We start from the raw sequence: 16699 nt of genomic DNA, 5'->3' as shown, positions 1-16699 counted from the left end.
CGGAGACGCGGCATGGGTGAGTTGCGCAAGCCGTTCCTGCTGCTGGCGTTGCTCGCGGTGGCGCTCGTGGTCGGCGTGGAGCTGGGCGCGGCGGCGCTGACCGGCGGCGGCGACGCGAGCGGCGCGCTGCGGGAGCGCGCCGGGCAGCTCGGCGTCGAGCTGGGCGACGTCGGCGCGGTGTCCGAGCCGTCCGGGCGGGGCATCGGCTACCTCGCGCTGATCGACGTGGTGGCGCTCTGGACGACCGGGCTGTTCTGCCTGAGCCTGGTGCTGCCGGACCGGGTGCAGGGCCGGGTGCAGGGCGTGGCCACGCTCGTCTTCTCGATCGTGCTGCTGCTGGTGTCGCTGGTCCTGCTGATCGTCGCGTTCGTCGAGCTGACGGTGATGGTGTCGCTGGTCCTGGCGCCGCCGTTCGGCACGCTGGCGTACCTCGCGGTGTGGGGGTTCTTCCCGGTCGGCGACGCGGCGGTGCTGCTCGGGCTGGCGCTGCTGCTCAAACTGGTCTGGGCCGGGCTGCTGCTCGCCGCCCAGCCCCGGTTCCTGCGTAACAAGGGCCTCGTCGCGCTGATGCTGACCACGCTGCTGTGCACAGTGGTGCTGCAGTTCCTGCACGGCCTGGTGCCGGTGATCCTGGTCAGCATCCTGGACGACCTGGGCGCCGTGGTGTTCGCGGTGGTGGCGCTGATCTGGGCGCTGGTGCTGCTGATCGGGTCGATCCCGGCGATCGTGAAGGCGATCCGGACCACCGCCACCACGTCCGGCCGTACCGTCACCTGACCGCGCCGCCGGCCGCGAGCGTGGCCAGGCGCGGCAGTTGCTCAGGGTCGGTGAGCGCCGACCCGACCGCCACCACGCGCGCCCCGGCGGCGAGGAAGTCTTCCGCGTTGCCGGCGTCGACGCCGCCGGTGGCGACGAACCGGGCCTCCGGCAGCGGCCCGGCCACCGCCCGGAACCAGGCCGGGCCGAGGCTGACCGCCGGGAACGCCTTGAGCCACACCAGGCCGTGGTCGAGCGCCCGCTGCGCCTCGGTCGGGGTGGCCACGCCGGGCAGGTGCGGCACGCCGAGACCGGCCGCCGCGTCGGCCACCGCCAGGTCCAGGCCGGGCGCCACCGTGAACGCCGCCCCGGCGGCCACCGCGTCGTGGACCTGCGCCGGGGTACGCACGGTGCCCGCGCCGACGATCCGGTCCCGCCGCCGCCCGGCCGTCACCGCGGCGCGCAGCGCCGGCACCGCTTCCGGGGTACGGATGGGCACCTCCACCACGGCGATGCCGAGATCCCAGGCCAGTTCCGCCAGCCGGACCGTCTCGTCGACAGGCAGGTCGCGCAGGATCACCATCACCCGCGCGTCGCCGAACAGTGCCTCGAAGTCGTGCCCGCTCATCTCCCGCTCCCTCCCCTGACCTGCGCGGTCCACATCGTCTCCGGCAGCGCCAGCGCCCGCGCGATCGTCTCCGGATCAGGCGGCGGCGCGGTGTCGCCCGGCACGACCAGCACCGGCGCGGCGGTCAGGTGCCCCAGCCGCAGACAGGCGCGCAGGTCCAGGCCGCGCAGCAGCCCGGACAGGAACCCGGCGGCGAACGCGTCACCCGCGCCGACCGGCTCCACCACGTCCACCGGCAGCGCCGGCACGAACACCGCCGGCCCGGTACGCGGCAGCGCCGTCGCGCCGACCGGCCCGTCCTTGACCACCACCAGTTCCGGGCCGGGCAGCAGGGCACGAACGTCGGCCGGATCGTCCGCAGCCCACAGTCCGGCCGCCTCGTCCAGCCCGACCAGCACCACGTCGGCGCGGTCGGCCAGGCCGTGCAGGACCGGGGCGGCCCGGTCGGCGGGCCAGAGCGCCGGGCGGTGGTTCACGTCGAAGCTGACCCGGGCACCCGGTAGCGCGCGCCCGTCCAGCGCTGATACGAGCAGGTCACGGCAGGTGCCGGAGAGCGCCGCGGTGATGCCGGACAGGTGCAGCAGGCGTGCCCCGGCCAGCCCGGAACGCGTGAGGTCGGCGGCACCGAGGCGGCTCGCGGCCGACCCGGCACGGTGGTAGTGCACGCGGGTGCCGACCGGGGTCGGATCCTTCAGGTAGAGCCCGGTCGGCGCGTCCGGATCCACGATGACCAGGCTGACGTCCACGCCCGCGGCGGCGACCTCGGCCACCACCCGCCGCCCGAACGGGTCGTCGCCGACCCGGCTGACCCACGCCGCGCGGTGCCCGAGCCGGGCCAGTCCGGCCGCCACGTTCGACTCCGCGCCGCCCACGCCGACGGTCAGCCGCGCCGCGCGCTCCAGCGACCCGCCGTCATCGGGGGCGAGCACCACCATCGTCTCGCCCACGCAGACCACCTCCGGCCCGCCCGCCGGGCTCACGGCGTCACCCCCAGGCGGGCCGCCACGTCGTCCGGGTCGAGGTGGCCGTCGGCGACCAGCACCCGGTGCCGGTTGTGCCGGGGCCGGCTGGCCGCGACCACCGCCGGGGTGTCGAACGCGTACGCGACGCAGACGCCCGGGTACATCGCGGTGCGCACGAACCACCTGTCACCCGGCCCCAGACCGGTGAACACCAGCGTGTACGCGCCACCGCCAAGCGCGGAGGCGGACAACGCCAGCCAGGGCGCGGCCGAGCCGTTCACCGCCTCCTCGCCCACCGCCTCGGCGGTGCGCACCCGCGCTTCCCCGTCGGCCACGGCACGCCAGAAGAATCCGCCGTAGCCGGCGCCGCCCGGGCGGCCGTTCGTGGCCGGGCTGCCCAGGCGCACGTCGGCGCCGGTGGCGGAGGTGAGCGTGGCGGACAGGTCCAGCCACCAGGCGTCCTCCCCGGCCGGGGTGGCGGTGATCCGCCGGTGCTCGCGCAGCAGCACCCGGCCGTGCCGGTCCCGCCATTCCAGGTCGTGGTCGAGCCGGTCGGCGGTCCGCTCGCGCCAGCCGGTGTGCGCGATGACGCCGTGGTCGTCGCGCCAGGTGTAGCCGGTGCCGCGCACGTACGTCCGGCCGCCCCACAGGTTGACGCCGTCCACGTCCTGCACGGCCAGTGACGCGCCGAGGTGCCAGACGTGGTCGGCCGGGAGCGCGTCGGTGACCGGCGTGCCGGCCCGGGTCCGCACCGGATGCAGGTAGGGCCGGGGCCCGTGGCGCGGGTCCAGCTCCGGCCGGACCAGGTACCGGGCCACCTCGGCGCCGTCCACCACCAGCCGGGGTTCGGCGGTCACGTCGGGTCCGGGGCGGGGACCGGGCGGCGGGCGTCGAGCGCGTGCAGCGCCGCGAGGGCGTACCCGCCGAGGATCGGCACCGCGACCGGCGTGACCAGCACGCCCAGCAGCACCGCGAGGGCGCAGATGCCGGAGGCGGCGGCCCGCACGCCGGGGCGCTGCGGGCAGGTGCGGGCCACCTCACGCGCCGCCGTCCGCCAGCCCCGGCCGCCGCTGCGCCCGACCGCGACGGTGACCAGGCCCGCGTACCCGAGCAGGACCGCGACCACGACGGCGGTGAGCGCGAGCGCGGGCCCGCCGCCGGGAACCCGGCCGGTGGCGAGCGCGAGCAGGTCGGCGGCGAGCAGCGCGACGGCGGCCAGGGCGACGGCGCTGACCGCCAGCCCGGCGGGCAGCGCGCGGCCGAACCGGGCCAGGCTGGTCCGCGCGTCGGGCCAGGAACCGGTGACCGACCTGTCGTGCAGCGCGGCACTGGCAGTGGCGAGCGCCGGGGCGAGCGTGAGCACCGGCAGCGCGGCCAGCGCCACGGCGAAGCCGAGCAGCGCCAGATCGGTCGCCTCGCGCAGCGTGTCCCGCCAGTCGCCACGGGCAGGCACGGCGGTCATCCCTTCAGCCCGCTGGTGTTGATGCCCTCGACGAGCATCCGCTGGAAGGCCAGGAAGAACAGGAACACCGGCAGCAGCGACAGCACCGACATGGCGAACATCGGGCCGACGGCGCTCTGGCTTGTCGAGTCGATGAACAGCGTCAGCGCCACCGGGACCGTGTAGTCCTCCAGGCTGGACAGGAACACCAGTTGCCGGAAGAAGTCGTTCCAGGTCCAGATGAACGAGAAGATCGCGGTGGTGACCAGCGCCGGGCGGCTCAGCGGCAGGATGACGTGCCGGAACACGCCGTACGGGGACGCGCCGTCGATGGTGGCCGCCTCGTCCAGCTCGCGCGGGATGCCGCGCATGAACTGCACCATGAGGAAGACGAAGAACGCCTCGGTGGCCAGGAACTGCGGCACCAGCAGCGGCAGGTACGGCCAGTCGCCGCCGACCAGTCCGAGGCTGCGGAACAGGATGTACTGCGGCACGATCAGCACGTGCCCGGGCAGCAGCAGCGTGCCGATCATCACGGTGAACCACAGCTTGCGCAGCCGGAACCGCAGCCGGCCCAGGGCGTACGCGGCGAGCAGGCAGGACAGCGCGTTGCCGACGACGGTGAGCGCGCTGACCACTGCGCTGTTGAGGAAGAACCGGCCGAAGCTGATGTCGAAGTTGGTCCAGCCGTCGACGTAGTTGCCGGGGGTGAACACCTCCGGCAGCAGGCCGACGTTGTTGACGATCTCGGCCTGCGACTTGACCGACGTGCCGAGCATCCAGAACAGCGGGTAGAGCACCACCGCGACGATCGCCACGAGCACGACCAGCCGCAGGACGTTGCGGCCGCTGCCCGGCCGGCGGCGGGCGACAGGAAGCGCCGTCATGAGTCGTCTCCGTCCGAGTAGTGCACCCAGAACCGGCCGGTGCTGAAGAAGACGGCGGTGACCACGCCGATCGCCACCAGGAACACCCACGCCATCGCCGACGCGTAGCCCATCTCCAGGTCGGTGAAGCCGGAGATGTAGAGCTTCAGCGTGTACATCAGGGTGGAGTCGACCGGGCCGCCGGTGCCGTTGCTGAGCACGAACGCGGCGGTGAAGCCCTGGAAGCCGTTGATGGTCTCCAGCACCAGGTTGAAGAAGATCACCGGGGAGAGCATGGGCAGGGTGACCGCGCGGAAGCGCCGCCACGCCCCGGCGCCGTCCACCGCCGCCGCCTCGTACAGCTCGGTGGGCACCTGCTTGAGCCCGGCCAGGAAGATCACCATGGGCGCGCCGAACTGCCAGATGGCCAGCACCATCAGCGTCTCCAGCGCCCAGTCCGGGTCGCTGACCCAGGGCAGCCCCTCGACGCCGAACAGGGCGAGGAACGAGTTGAACGCGCCGTCCCGGTTGAACATGTTGACCCAGACGATGGCCAGCGCGACGCTGCCGCCGAGCAGCGACGGCAGGTAGAACAGGCTGCGGAACAGCCCGACGCCGCGCCAGGCCCGGTTGAGCAGCAGCGCCACGCCGAGCGCGGCGGCCAGCTTCAGCGGCACCGCGATCAGCGCGAACGTCAGCGTGACCCGCACCGCGTGCCAGTACGACGGGTCGGCGGTGAACATCCGCTCGTAGTTGGCCAGCCCCACCCACCGCACCTCGGACAGCGGCGTGAGGATGTCGTAGTCGGTGAAGCTCAGCCAGAGCGACAGCAGCATGGGGATCGCCGTGACGCCCATCAGTCCGATGAGCCAGGGCGAGAGGAAGACGTACCCCGCCAGGCCCTCGCCGAGCCGGGCCCGGCCGGCCCGACGCCGCGTGGGGCGAGGGCCGGCCGGTCCGGTGCGCGGGGTCCGGCCGGGCGCCGTGGTGACAGCCACGGGACCGGTCCTTTCGTGGGGTCAGGCGATCGCGGACTTGCAGGCGGTGACGAACTGCTCGGCCGCCTGAGCCGGGGTGGCGCGGCCGTACTGGGCGTTCTCGGCGGCCTTGACCAGCTCGGACTTGACCTTGCTGTGCCCCTTGATCGGCACCTGGGGCGAGGCGCCGAACTTCTGCGCCAGGTCGGACTCGACCTGGATGGACTGCTTCATGGCCGGGTCGGTGGCGGTCTCGCTGACCTTGGCGCGCAGATCCATGTTCGACGGCAGACCGCGGTCGGTGCCGAGCAGCGCCACCGCCTCCGGGTCGTTGTTCAGGAAGTTGATCACGTCGACGGCGACGTCCTTGTGCTTGCTGCCCTTGAACACCGACCAGTACATCGAGGCGCGCGCCCACTGCCCGCTCGGGTCACCCGGGTACGCGACCACGCCCAGCTCGTCCTTGGTGTTCTTCTTCAGGTCCGGCATCTGGTTGACCCACACCCAGGAGGTGGCCGACTTGCCGGTGACCACCAGCTGCTTGGTGATGTCGCTGGAGTTGCCCTCGTGGATGACGTCAGGCTTCGGGGTGGCGCCCCGGTCCCGCGCGCCCTTCCACAGCTCGAACCACTTCGTCACGTCCTCGGCGGTGAAGCCGAGCTCCTTGCCGTTGTACAGGTCCTTGCCCTGCTGGCGCAGCCACACCCAGAGCGCCTTGTAGTCTGCGCTCGGATCCTGGGTGCCGGGCACCTTCGTCTTCTTCGCCACCTGCTCGGCCCAGGCGATGTGCTCCTCCCAGCTCATCCCGGTGGTCGGCTCGGGCAGCCCGTTCTTTTGCAGCAGCGTCTTGTTGTAGACCAGGCCCTGGGTGTTCTCCCCGGCGGCCACCCCGGCGAGCTTGCCGTCGACCACGCCGTACTCCAGCAGGCTCTTGGGGAACTTCGACACGTCGAGCTTGCCGGAGTCCTGGTAGCTGCCCAGGTCGAGCGTGGTGCTGCGGCCGGCGTACTCGGCCAGGTAGTTGTCGTCGATCTGGAACAGGTCCGGCGGGTTGCCGCCGGCGGTGAGCGTGGCGAGCTTGTCGAAGTAGCCCTGGTTGGCCTGCCAGGTCTTCTCGAACGTCACGTCCGGGTGCTTCTTGGTGTAGAGGGCCAGGGCGTCCTCGGTGAGCTTGGCCCGGGCCTCACCGCCCCACCAGAAGACGGAGAGTTTGACCGGGCCGCCGTCGCCGCCGGCGTCGTCGTCGCCGCAGCCGGCCGCGCCCAGGGCGAGGGGCACGGCGAGCGCGACGGCGGCCAGGCCGCGCACGAGTCGACGTCGGGTCAGAGGGGTACGGTGATGCCGCCCGGCGGGTGCGCCGGCGGTGGGGGACGTTGCGGGGTGCATCTGCGCTCACTCCTCGGCTGTGGGAGGCGACGACGTCACCGGCGGCCGTCCACGGGCCGCCCGGGTCCGCAGTGCTGTGCGGGCCCGGGCCACCTGCTCAGGCCCCGGTGCCGTCCCGGCCGGGCGCGGGGACGGGCCCGGTCGAGTCGCGGACGACCAGTTCGGTCTGGAGCATTACCTGTGCGGTGGTGCGACGGTCGCCGGCCGCCGCGCCCCGGCCCCGGGCGCCGCGTGGCGCGTCGGAGTCGAGTTGCAGCAGCATGTCGACGGCCGTCCGGCCGGCGGCCGCGGTCGGCGTGGCCACCGTCGTCAACTTGGGGCGGGTGAGCCGGCTCAGCGCGATGTCGTCGACGCCGACGACGCTCACGTCGTGCGGCACCCGCGTCCCGAGCGCGTCCAGCCCTTCGATCAGGCCGATCGCCATCAGGTCGTTGTAGGCCAGCACGGCGGTGACGCCGCTGCGGCGTACCTGTTCGGCCAGGGCGCCGCCGCCGGTCTCGGTGGGCTGGTTGGGTCCGAGGACGGTCAGCTCCGCTGAGCCGCTGCGGGCGGCGGCGGTAGCGGCGCGGCGCATCTCCCGGGCGGTCCACGAGCCGCGTGGGCCGCCGAGCAGCGCGATCCGGCGGTGGCCGAGCCCGAGCAGGTGCTCGATCGCGGCCCGGGCGCCCTGCCCGACGTCCATCATCACGCAGGGCAGGCCGGCGACCTGGCGGTTTATCACCACCACCGGGACCTCGCGGCTGACCTGCTCGATCAGGCTGTTGCTCATCCGGGGGCTGCACAGCAGCACGCCGTCGACCTGCTTGGCCAGCGCGTGGACCAGGTCCTCCTCGGCGACCGGGTCCTCGTTGGTGTCGGCGACGAACACGTGGTAGTCGCGGTGCCGGGCCTGCCCCTCCGCCGCCTTGATCAGCGGCGGGAAGAACGGGTTGGCGATGTCGGCCACGATCAGGCCGATGTTGTGCGTACGGCCGGTGATGAGGGCCCGGGCGGCCCGGTTGGGCCGGTAGCCGAGGTCCTCCGCGCAGGCCAGCACCCGGACCCGGGTCTCCGGGTTGACCAGGTGCGGGGCCGAGAACGTCCGGGACACGGTGGAGATGTGCACACCGGAGGCGCGGGCGACGTCCCGGATGGTGGCTGGCACGGCGGGCTCCCTCGTCCGATGTGGTGGGGGTCACGGGTGCCGCCCATTAATGCAAACGGTTGCGCCGGTGTCAACGGTCCATTGTTGCGGCTCGATTGCGGCGACGGTCCCGGTGGGCGCGCGAAACCTCATCAATGCGGATGGATAGGGCGGCTTGACCGCCATCCGTTGACGACGTATCCATCGTCGTGGTTTCTTCGGCTGCAAACCTTTGCAGCCGACTGCCGGGGAGGCCGACGTCATGTCACCACCGGCCCGGGAACGGGTCCGCCACGCCCTGGTCGGCGCCGGGGCGCGCGCCGAGATGTTCGTCCGCGCCCTGGCGCTCGACCACGCCGACACCGCCGAGCTGGTCGCGTTCGCCGACGTCAACCAGACGAGGATGGACGCGCACAACCGCTGGCTGGCCGAGCTGGGCCGGTCGCCGGTGCCCACGTACGCCGCCGCCGATTTCACCACCATGCTCGCCAAGGAACGCGTCGACGTGGCGCTGGTGACCAGCGTGGACGCCACCCACGACGAGTACGTGACGGCGGCGCTGCGCGCCGGCTGCGACGTGATCGTCGAGAAGCCCATGACGGTCGACGCGGAACGGTGCCGCCGCATCCTGGACGCGGTCGCCGAGACCGGCCGCCGCGTCACAGTCGCGTTCAACTACCGCTACAACCCGCTGCACGAGCAGGTCCGGCGACTGCTCGCCGACGGCGCGGTGGGCGAGATCGGGTCGGTGCACTTCGAGTGGCTGCTCGACGTGCGCCACGGCGCCGACTACTTCCGCCGCTGGCACCGCGACAAGTCCGTCTCCGGCGGGCTGCTGGTGCACAAGTCCGGCCACCACTTCGACCTGGTCAACTGGTGGCTGGACGCGCGCCCGGTCGAGGTGCACGCGTACGGCAGGTTGTTCTTCTACGGCGCCCACGGCCGCCGGCACGGCTACGCCCGCGACTACGACCGGGCGCACGGCTCCCCCGCCGCCGACGGCGACCCGTTCGCGCTGCGCCTGGCCGACCACCCGCGACTGCGCGAGCTGTACCTCGACGCCGAGGCCGAGGACGGCTACCACCGCGACCGCAACGTCTTCGCCCCCGGCGTGACCATCGAGGACGACCTCGCGGTGCTCGCCCGCTACGACACCGGCGCGACCATGACCTACCACCTGACCGCGTACGCCCCCTGGGAGGGCTACCGGGTGATGGTCAACGGCAGCCGGGGCCGCCTGGAGCTGGAGGTGACCGAGAGCGACCACGTCAGCCCGTCCGTCGCCGGTGCACTGAAAGGCGCGGCGCTGCACGGCGACGAGGCCGCCGTCGAGCGGGGCGCGGCCCGGCTCACGCTGCGCCCGTTCTGGGCGCCACCGGTCCAGATCCCGGTCGAGGGCTGGACCCGGCGCGGGCACGGCGGCGCGGACACCCGGATGACCCGGGTGCTGCTCGGCGGCGAACCCGACCCGCTCGGCCGGGCCGCCACCGCCCGCGACGGCGCGCTCGCGCTGCTCACCGGCCTGGCCGCCAACCGCTCGCTGGAGACCGGCGCCCCCACCCGCGTCGCCGACCTGCTCACCCTGCCCTGACCGAGGAGCCCGCCCCCGTGCCGATCATCTCCCCCAGCGATCTGCTGCTGCCCGCCGAGCCCGGCCTGCGCGCCCTGGCCCGCGAGCTGTACGCGCTCGCCGCGCAGCAACCGATCATCTCCCCGCACGGGCACGTCGACCCCGGGCTGCTGGCCGACGACCAGCCGTTCCCCGACCCGGCCCGGCTGCTCGTCGTACCCGACCACTACCTGACCCGGATGCTGCTCAGCCAGGGCGTACCCCCGGCCGACCTGGGCGTGCCCAGCGTCGACGGCAGCCCGGTGGAGACCGACGGGCGGACCATCTGGCGGCGCTTCGCCGCGCACTGGCACCTGTTCCGCGGCACCCCGTCCCGCCTGTGGCTGGAGCAGACGTTCCGCAACGTGTTCGACGTCGACACGCCGCTGAGCCCGGCCACCGCCGACACCGTCTACGACGCGCTCGCCGCGCGCCTGGCCGAACCGGGATTCCGGCCCCGGGCGCTGTTCGAGCGCTTCGGCATCGAGGTGCTCGCCACCACCGAGTCGCCGCTGGACGACCTCGGCCGGCACGCCAAGCTCGCCGCCGACGGCTGGGGCGGGCCGGGCGGGCGGGTGGTCACCACGTTCCGCCCCGACGACGTGGTGGACATGGAGTTCGGCAACTGGGCGGCAAACGTGGACCGGCTCGCCGAGGTCTCCGGCGAGGACACCGGCACGTACGCCGGATACCTGGCCGCGCTGCGGGCCCGGCGGGAGGCGTTCGCCGCCGCCGGGGCCACCTCCACCGACCACGGGCACCCGACCGCCCGTACCCTCGACCTCAGTCCGGCGCAGGCCGCCGCGCTCTACGACAGGGGCCGGCGCGGCCTGGCCGACACGGGCGACGCGGAGGCGTTCCGGGCGCACATGCTGCTGGAGTTCGCCCGGATGTCGCTCGACGACGGCCTGGTCATGCAGCTGCACCCCGGTGCGGTGCGCAACCACAACCGGTGGCTGCACGCCCGGCACGGCCGCGACGTGGGCGGGGACGTGCCGCAGGCCACCGAGTACGTGCACGCCCTCGCGCCGCTGCTGGACGCGCACGGCAACGACCCGCGGCTCACAGTGGTGCTCTACACGCTCGACGAGGACACGTTCACCAGGGAACTCGCCCCCCTGGCCGGCGGCTACGCGGCGCTGCGCCTCGGCGCGCCCTGGTGGTTCCTGGACTCCCCCGAGGTGCTGCGCCGGTTCCGCGAGGCGGTCACCGAGACGGCCGGCTTCTACAACACCGCCGGGTTCGTCGACGACACCCGCGCGTTCTGCTCCATCCCGGTACGCCACGACGTGGCCCGCCGGGTCGACGCCGGATTCCTCGCCCGCCTCGTCGCCGAGCACCGGATGACCGGGGACGAGGCCGCCGAGACGATCGTCGACCTGGCGTACCGGCTGCCGAAGCAGGTCTTCAAGTTCGGAGGTGGGCCGTCATGACCACAATCGTCGACGTCGAGGTGCACGACGTGCGCTTCCCCACCGCCGCCAGCGGCGACGGCTCGGACGCGATAAACCGGGGCGACTACTCGGCCACGTACGTGGAGCTGACCACCGACGGCGGGCCCACCGGCACCGGGTTCACGTTCACCAACGGCCGGGGCAACGAGATCACCTGCGCGGCGGTCCGCGCGCTCGCCCACCACGTACGCGGACGCACCGTCGCCGAGATCGCCGCCGAACCCGTCGCGTTCTGGCGCTCCCTGGCCGCCGACGTGCAGCTGCGCTGGCTGGGCCCGGAGAAGGGCGTGATCCACATGGCCACCGGCGCGCTCGTCAACGCGGTCTGGGACCTGCGCGCCAAGCTCGCCGGCAAGCCGATGTGGCGCCTCCTCGCCGAGATGCCCACCGACGAGCTGGTCGCGACTGTCGACTTCCACCACATCACCGACGCGCTCACCCCGGACGAGGCGGCGGCCATCCTCGACAAGGGACGCGACGGCCTGGCCGACCGGCTCGCCGGGCTGGAACGCGACGGGTTCCCCTCGTACACCACGTCGGTCGGCTGGCTCGGCTACCCGGACGAGCAGGTGCGCGCGCTGACCCGCGACGCGTACGCCGCCGGGTGGCGCGCGATGAAGATGAAGGTCGGCGGGCGGATCGAGGACGACCTGCGGCGGGCCCGGATCATCAGGGCCGAGATCGGCCCGGACGCGCTGCTGATGATGGACGCCAACCAGGTGTGGGACGTGGACGAGGCGATCGCCGCGATGGGCGTGCTCGCCGAGGTCGACCCGTACTGGATCGAGGAGCCCACGCACGCCGACGACGTGCTCGGCCACGCCCGGATCGCCCGCGCGGTCACCGAGCTGACCGGCGGACGCTGCCGGGTCGCCACCGGCGAGGTCGCCGCCAACAAGGTCATCTTCAAGCAACTGCTCCAGGCCGAGGCGATCGGCGTGATGCAGATCGACGCCTGCCGCGTCGGCGGCGTGGACGAGGTGCTCGCCGAGCTGCTGCTGGCCGCGAAGTTCGGCGTGCCGGTCTGCCCGCACGCGGGCGGCGTGGGCCTGTGCGAGTACGTGCAGCACCTCGCGATCTTCGACCACCTGCGCGTCGGCACGAGCCTGGACGGCCGCATGGTCGAGTACGTCGACCACCTGCACGAACACTTCACCGACCCGGTCCGCACCCGGGACGGGCGCTACCTGGTGCCCACCGTGCCCGGCTACAGCGCCACCATGCGCCCGGAGTCGATCGCGCGGTTCCGCTTCCCGGACGGCCCGGCATGGCGCTGACCCCCGACCGGCTCGGCCTGGCCACGCTACGCCACCTGCCGCCGGAGTCCCGGCCGCTGCTGCGCCCCGGCACCGTGCCGGCCGGCATCGTCCACCTCGGCGTCGGCGCGTTCCACCGCGCCCACCAGGCGGTGCACACCGAGGCGGCGGTCGGCGCGGCCGGCGGCGACTGGGGCATCATCGGCGTCGCGCCGCGCAGCACCGACGTGGTCGACGCCCTGGCCGCGCAGGACTGCCTGTTCAGCGTCACCACGCTCGCCCCCGACGCCGCGGCCACCCGGGTGGTCGGCGCGCTCGCCGGGGTACGGCACGCCGCGAGTGACCCGGACGCGGTGGTCGGCCTGCTCGCCGACCCGGCGATCCGGGTGGTCACGCTGACGGTGACCGAGAAGGCGTACCGGCTGGACCCGGTGACCGCAGCGCTCACAGTGGACGCGGACCTGACCGCCGACCTCACCACCGGCCGTCCCCCGCGTACCGTGCCCGGTCTGCTGGTGCGCGGGCTGCTCGCCCGCGCCGCCGCCGACGCCGGGCCGATCGCGCTGGTGAGCTGCGACAACCTGCCCGCCAACGGACGCCGTCTGCGCGGGCTGGTGGAGCAGTGCCTCGCGCTGGCCCGGGTGCCGGACGCGAGCGCCGAACGGGTGCTCACCGCCGTCACCTGCCCCGGCACCATGGTCGACCGGATCGTGCCGGCCGCCACCGACGAGACCCGGGACACCGCGCGCCGGGCGCTGGGCGTGACCGACCTGGCGGCGATCGCCGCCGAACCGTGGTCGCAGTGGGTGATCGAGGACGACTTCCCCGGCGGCCGCCCGGCCTGGGAGCGGTCCGGCGCGGTGCTCACCGACGACGCCGGCCCGTGGGAGCGGCTGAAACTGCGGGCCCTCAACGGCGTGCACTCGGCCACCGCGTACCTGGGCGCGCTCGCCGGCGCGGAGACGGTGGCCGAGGCGCTGGCGCTGCCGCACCTGGAGGCGGTGCTGCGGCGGCTGGTCGCCGAGGACATCACGCCGAGCTTCACCCCGCCGGCCGGCGTCGACGTGAGCGCCTACGGCGAGCAGGTGCTCGCCCGCTTCGCCAACCCCGCGATCCGGTACCGGACCACGCAGGTCGCCATGGACGGCTCGCAGAAGCTGCCGCAGCGGGTGCTGCACACCGTCGCCGACCTGCGGGCGGCCGGCCGGTCGGCGCGGTGGAGCGCGCTCGTGGTGGCGGCCTGGCTGCGGTTCCTGCTCGGGTACGCCGACGACGGCCGGCCGCTGCCGCTGGATGACCCGCTCGCCGACCGGCTGCGCGCCGCCCTCGCCGCCGGAGCGCACACCCCGGCCGGGGTGGTGGACGCGGTCTTCGCGCTGCGCGAGGTGTTCCCGCCCGACCTGGCCGCCGACGACGAGTTCCGCGCCGACGTGACCGGCTGGCTCACCGCGCTGGAACGCCACGGCGTCCGGGCCACGCTGGCGGACGCCCGGTGACCGGGAGCACGCCGGGCGGCGCCCGGTGAGCGCCGGCGGGCCGCCACGGGTGGCGTTGATCGGGGCGAACGGGCACGGCCGCTGGCACCGCCGGACCATCGCGGAGCTGCACGCGGCCGGGCGGGCGCGCCTGGTGGCGCTGGTCGACGTGCGGCCGCTGGATGCCGAACCGGACGTGCCGGTCCCGCCGGAGGCGGCCGTTTTCACCGACCACCGGGCCATGCTCGCCGAGTCCCGGCCCGACGTGGTGGTGATCTGCACGCCGCCGCACACACACCTGCCGATCGCGCTCGACGCGCTCGCCGCCGGGGCGGACCTGCTGCTGGAGAAGCCGCCGGTGCTCGACCTCGCCGAACACCTGACGCTCACCGCCGCCGCGCACGCCGCCGGCCGGGCCGTGCAGGTCAACTTCCAGGCGCTCGGCTCGGCCGCGCTGACCGAACTGACCGGCGCGCTCGGGCGGCTCGGCCCGGTCACCGGCATCGCCACACTCGCCGCCTGGCAACGCCCGGACGCCTACTACGCCCGCTCCCCGTGGGCCGGGCGACGAACCGTCGACGGCCGCCCGGCGCTGGACGGAGCGCTCGCCAACCCGCTCGCCCACGCGCTCATGCAGTGCCTCGCCGTCGCCGAATCGGTCACCGGCGCACCCGTCCGCCCCGCCCGGATCGCCGTGGAGCGCTACCGGGTGCGCCCGATCGAGGTGGACGACACCACAGTGCTGCGACTGACCCCGCACGCCGGGCCGCCCGTGCTGGCCGCGCTCACCCTCGCCGCCGAGGAACACGTACCCGGGGAGGTGCTGGTCACCGGCGAGCGGGGCCGGGCGGTGCTGGAGTACCCCACCGACCGGCTGCGGCTACCCGGCGACGACACGCCACGCCCGGTGCCCGGCCGCCGCGGGCTGCTGGCGAACCTGCTCGACCACCGCGCCGACGGCACGCCGCTGATCGCGCCGCTGGCGCGTACCGAACCGTTCACCGCGGTGCTGGACGCGCTGCGGGACGCGCCCGTTCCGACGCTGCTCGACGGGGACCTGGTGCGCGTGGCGGGCGACGGCCCGCAGCGGGTGCGGATGGTGCGGGGCGTCGGCGCGGTGCTGCGGACCGCCGCGCAGACCGGCGCGCTGCCGTCCGAGGCGGGCGTGCCGTGGGCGGTCACGCCGTACGTGGTGGACCTGCCCGCGCAGTGAATGTCCCTCCAGGAGAACGGAACGAGTCATGCGTACCCGAACCGCAGCCGTCGCGGCGCTGACCGCCGCGCTCGTCCTCACCACCGCCGCGCCCGCGCCGGCCGCACCTGGTGAGCCGTCCCGGGCCGCCGAGCTGATCGGCCGCCAGGCCCTCGCCGCGAACGACGGCTGGGCCGCCGCCGGCACCGGCACCACCGGCGGGTCGGCCGCCACGCCGGAGCGGGTGCGCGTCGTGCGTACCCGGGCCGAACTGGTCGCCGCGCTCGGCGGCGACAACGCCACGAACGCCACCGACGCCACCTCCAAGATTGTGTACGTGGCCGGAACCGTCGACGGTTTCGAAGGTCCGGACGGCACGCCGCTGGACTGCGCCGACCTGGCCGACCCGGAGTACTCGCTGCCCGCCTACCTGGCCGCGTACGACCCGGCGACCTGGGGGCGGACGAACCCGAGCGGGCCGCTGGAGGCCGCCCGGGTGCGGTCGGTGGCCGCCCAGACCCGGCAGACCCAGATCAACGTCGGCTCCAACACCACGATCATCGGCCTGCGCGGCGCCCGGCTCACCGGCCTGACGCTGATGATCGACCGGGTCGACAACGTGATCGTGCGCAACATCGAGTTCGTCGACATCCGGGACTGCTTCCCCGCCTGGTCCCCCACCGACGGCGACACCGGCAACTGGAACTCCCAGTACGACCAGATCTCGGTACGGCGCAGCGAACACGTCTGGATCGACCACAACACGTTCACCGACGGCGACAACCCGGACAGCACGCAGCCCGTCTACTTCGGCCGGCCCTGGCAGGTACACGACGGCTCGCTGGACGTCACGCACACCGCCAGCCTGGTCACCGTCTCCTGGAACCGGTTCACCGGCCGGGACAAGGTGATGCTGATCGGCTCGTCCAACACCGTCGGGCCGGACGTGGGCCGGCTCGCCGTCACCGTGCGGCACAACCTGTTCGACGGCACGCTGCAACGGCTGCCCCGGGTACGGTTCGGCCAGGTCGACGTGCACGAGAACCACTACCGGCTCGGCGGGCCCGGCTTCGAGTACGCCCTCGGCGTCGGCGTGCAGTCCGCGCTGTACGCGGAGAACAACTTCTTCACGCTCACCGGCGACGCCGGCCCCGCAGACCTGCTGTACGACTGGGGCGGCACCGCGCTCACCGAGCGCGGCAGCTGGGTGCGCCAGGGTGACCGCCTGCCCCGGCCGGTGAGCCTGCTCGCCGCGTACAACGCCGTCCACGACCCGGACCTCGGCGGCGACGCCGGATGGACGCCGACGCTGCGCGCCGCCCGGCCGATGCCCGCCCCGCTGGTCCCGCTCGTCGTCGACGCCTTCGCCGGCGCCGGGCGGCTGCCGCTCTGACCTGCGCCTGAGCCCGCACGCGTACCGCCTCGACGCCGCCGGCGTGACCGTCCGCTCATCCCGCGCCGGCGTCCCCTCCGGGGGGCGCCGGCCCGCCGCCGTTGCCGCCCTGCCGGGCCGCCGGCTGACACGCCGCCCCCGATGCGCAATGATCACGTTTGACGGACAGCGCCGCCGGGGG

Annotated in this window: 15 protein-coding genes; 7 read left to right on the top strand and 8 right to left on the bottom strand. The window is 74.0% G+C overall.

Features of this window, described 5'->3' with window-relative positions; genetic code table 11:
* Positions 1-12 precede the first annotated feature (12 nt).
* Positions 13-777 carry a hypothetical protein gene (locus A8711_RS14795; protein WP_069088528.1) on the top strand — a complete coding sequence of 255 codons (765 nt, stop codon included), beginning with the start codon at positions 13-15 and terminating at the stop codon, positions 775-777.
* Here the strand turns inward: A8711_RS14795 and A8711_RS14790 are convergent.
* The 8 genes from A8711_RS14790 to A8711_RS14755 form a co-directional block, all read right to left on the bottom strand.
* On the bottom strand, positions 770-1384 hold the full coding sequence (locus A8711_RS14790) for a bifunctional 4-hydroxy-2-oxoglutarate aldolase/2-dehydro-3-deoxy-phosphogluconate aldolase (protein ID WP_069088527.1): 615 nt from the start codon (positions 1382-1384) through the stop codon (positions 770-772). The genes A8711_RS14795 and A8711_RS14790 overlap by 8 nt on opposite strands.
* On the bottom strand, positions 1381-2331 hold the full coding sequence (locus A8711_RS14785) for a sugar kinase (protein ID WP_255365625.1): 951 nt from the start codon (positions 2329-2331) through the stop codon (positions 1381-1383). Before A8711_RS14785 ends, A8711_RS14790 begins: the two co-directional genes overlap by 4 nt.
* Positions 2332-2360: 29 nt before the next feature.
* Entirely contained in the window at positions 2361-3203 is an 843-nt protein-coding gene (locus A8711_RS14780) for a PmoA family protein (RefSeq protein ID WP_069088526.1), read from the bottom strand.
* Complete coding sequence (locus tag A8711_RS14775; RefSeq protein ID WP_069088525.1) at positions 3200-3808, bottom strand: hypothetical protein; 609 nt, start codon at positions 3806-3808, stop codon at positions 3200-3202. The genes A8711_RS14780 and A8711_RS14775 overlap by 4 nt, the downstream gene beginning before the upstream one ends.
* Positions 3805-4674, bottom strand: coding sequence for a carbohydrate ABC transporter permease (locus tag A8711_RS14770; RefSeq protein WP_043323561.1), 870 nt, complete (start codon positions 4672-4674; stop codon positions 3805-3807). The genes A8711_RS14775 and A8711_RS14770 overlap by 4 nt, the downstream gene beginning before the upstream one ends.
* Positions 4671-5651, bottom strand: coding sequence for a carbohydrate ABC transporter permease (locus A8711_RS14765; RefSeq protein WP_064445732.1), 981 nt, complete (start codon positions 5649-5651; stop codon positions 4671-4673). The genes A8711_RS14770 and A8711_RS14765 overlap by 4 nt, the downstream gene beginning before the upstream one ends.
* A 21-nt stretch (positions 5652-5672) precedes the next feature.
* The gene (locus tag A8711_RS14760; protein ID WP_043323559.1) at positions 5673-7016 is read right to left on the bottom strand and encodes an ABC transporter substrate-binding protein; all 1344 of its coding nucleotides are present in this window, start codon (positions 7014-7016) and stop codon (positions 5673-5675) included.
* A 97-nt stretch (positions 7017-7113) separates the two neighbouring features.
* Positions 7114-8160: a LacI family DNA-binding transcriptional regulator gene (locus A8711_RS14755; protein ID WP_043323558.1), complete on the bottom strand. Its 1047-nt coding sequence runs from the start codon at positions 8158-8160 to the stop codon at positions 7114-7116.
* 241 nt (positions 8161-8401) lie between these two features.
* Between A8711_RS14755 and A8711_RS14750 the strand changes: the two genes are divergently transcribed.
* Genes A8711_RS14750 through A8711_RS14725 form a run of 6 tightly spaced genes read left to right on the top strand, consistent with a single transcriptional unit; the run spans position 8402 to position 16518 of the window.
* Entirely contained in the window at positions 8402-9730 is a 1329-nt protein-coding gene (locus tag A8711_RS14750; RefSeq protein WP_064445730.1) for a Gfo/Idh/MocA family protein, read from the top strand.
* 17 nt (positions 9731-9747) lie between these two features.
* Positions 9748-11181 (top strand): glucuronate isomerase, encoded by a 1434-nt coding sequence (gene uxaC, locus A8711_RS14745; RefSeq protein WP_069088524.1) that lies wholly within the window; start codon positions 9748-9750, stop codon positions 11179-11181.
* Entirely contained in the window at positions 11178-12479 is a 1302-nt protein-coding gene (locus A8711_RS14740; protein WP_069088523.1) for an enolase C-terminal domain-like protein, read from the top strand. Before uxaC ends, A8711_RS14740 begins: the two co-directional genes overlap by 4 nt.
* Positions 12470-13954 carry a mannitol dehydrogenase family protein gene (locus tag A8711_RS14735; protein ID WP_069088522.1) on the top strand — a complete coding sequence of 495 codons (1485 nt, stop codon included), beginning with the start codon at positions 12470-12472 and terminating at the stop codon, positions 13952-13954. The genes A8711_RS14740 and A8711_RS14735 overlap by 10 nt, the downstream gene beginning before the upstream one ends.
* A 25-nt stretch (positions 13955-13979) precedes the next feature.
* Positions 13980-15146, top strand: a complete 1167-nt coding sequence (locus A8711_RS14730) for a Gfo/Idh/MocA family protein (RefSeq protein ID WP_064445726.1) — start codon at positions 13980-13982, stop codon at positions 15144-15146.
* Positions 15147-15174: 28 nt separating this feature from the next.
* A complete protein-coding gene (locus tag A8711_RS14725; RefSeq protein ID WP_069088521.1) occupies positions 15175-16518 on the top strand; it encodes a polysaccharide lyase family 1 protein in 1344 nt (447 codons plus the stop codon).
* Positions 16519-16699 lie beyond the last annotated feature (181 nt).

This window comes from Micromonospora sp. II (genome assembly GCF_001709195.1).
Classification (GTDB): Bacteria; Actinomycetota; Actinomycetes; order Mycobacteriales; family Micromonosporaceae; genus Micromonospora; species Micromonospora chalcea.
This window is presented reverse-complemented; position numbering and strand designations above follow the sequence as displayed.

Bases quoted from the DNA above. Each gene is read 5' to 3' on its own strand.
- A8711_RS14795 (WP_069088528.1), top strand. From the start codon at position 13: ATGGGTGAGTTGCGCAAGCCGTTCCTGCTGCTGGCGTTGCTCGCGGTG.
- A8711_RS14790 (WP_069088527.1), bottom strand. From the start codon at position 1,384: ATGAGCGGGCACGACTTCGAGGCACTGTTCGGCGACGCGCGGGTGATG.
- A8711_RS14775 (WP_069088525.1), bottom strand. From the start codon at position 3,808: ATGACCGCCGTGCCTGCCCGTGGCGACTGGCGGGACACGCTGCGCGAG.
- A8711_RS14770 (WP_043323561.1), bottom strand. From the start codon at position 4,674: ATGACGGCGCTTCCTGTCGCCCGCCGCCGGCCGGGCAGCGGCCGCAAC.
- A8711_RS14760 (WP_043323559.1), bottom strand. From the start codon at position 7,016: ATGCACCCCGCAACGTCCCCCACCGCCGGCGCACCCGCCGGGCGGCAT.
- A8711_RS14750 (WP_064445730.1), top strand. From the start codon at position 8,402: ATGTCACCACCGGCCCGGGAACGGGTCCGCCACGCCCTGGTCGGCGCC.
- A8711_RS14740 (WP_069088523.1), top strand. From the start codon at position 11,178: ATGACCACAATCGTCGACGTCGAGGTGCACGACGTGCGCTTCCCCACC.
- A8711_RS14735 (WP_069088522.1), top strand. From the start codon at position 12,470: ATGGCGCTGACCCCCGACCGGCTCGGCCTGGCCACGCTACGCCACCTG.
- A8711_RS14725 (WP_069088521.1), top strand. From the start codon at position 15,175: ATGCGTACCCGAACCGCAGCCGTCGCGGCGCTGACCGCCGCGCTCGTC.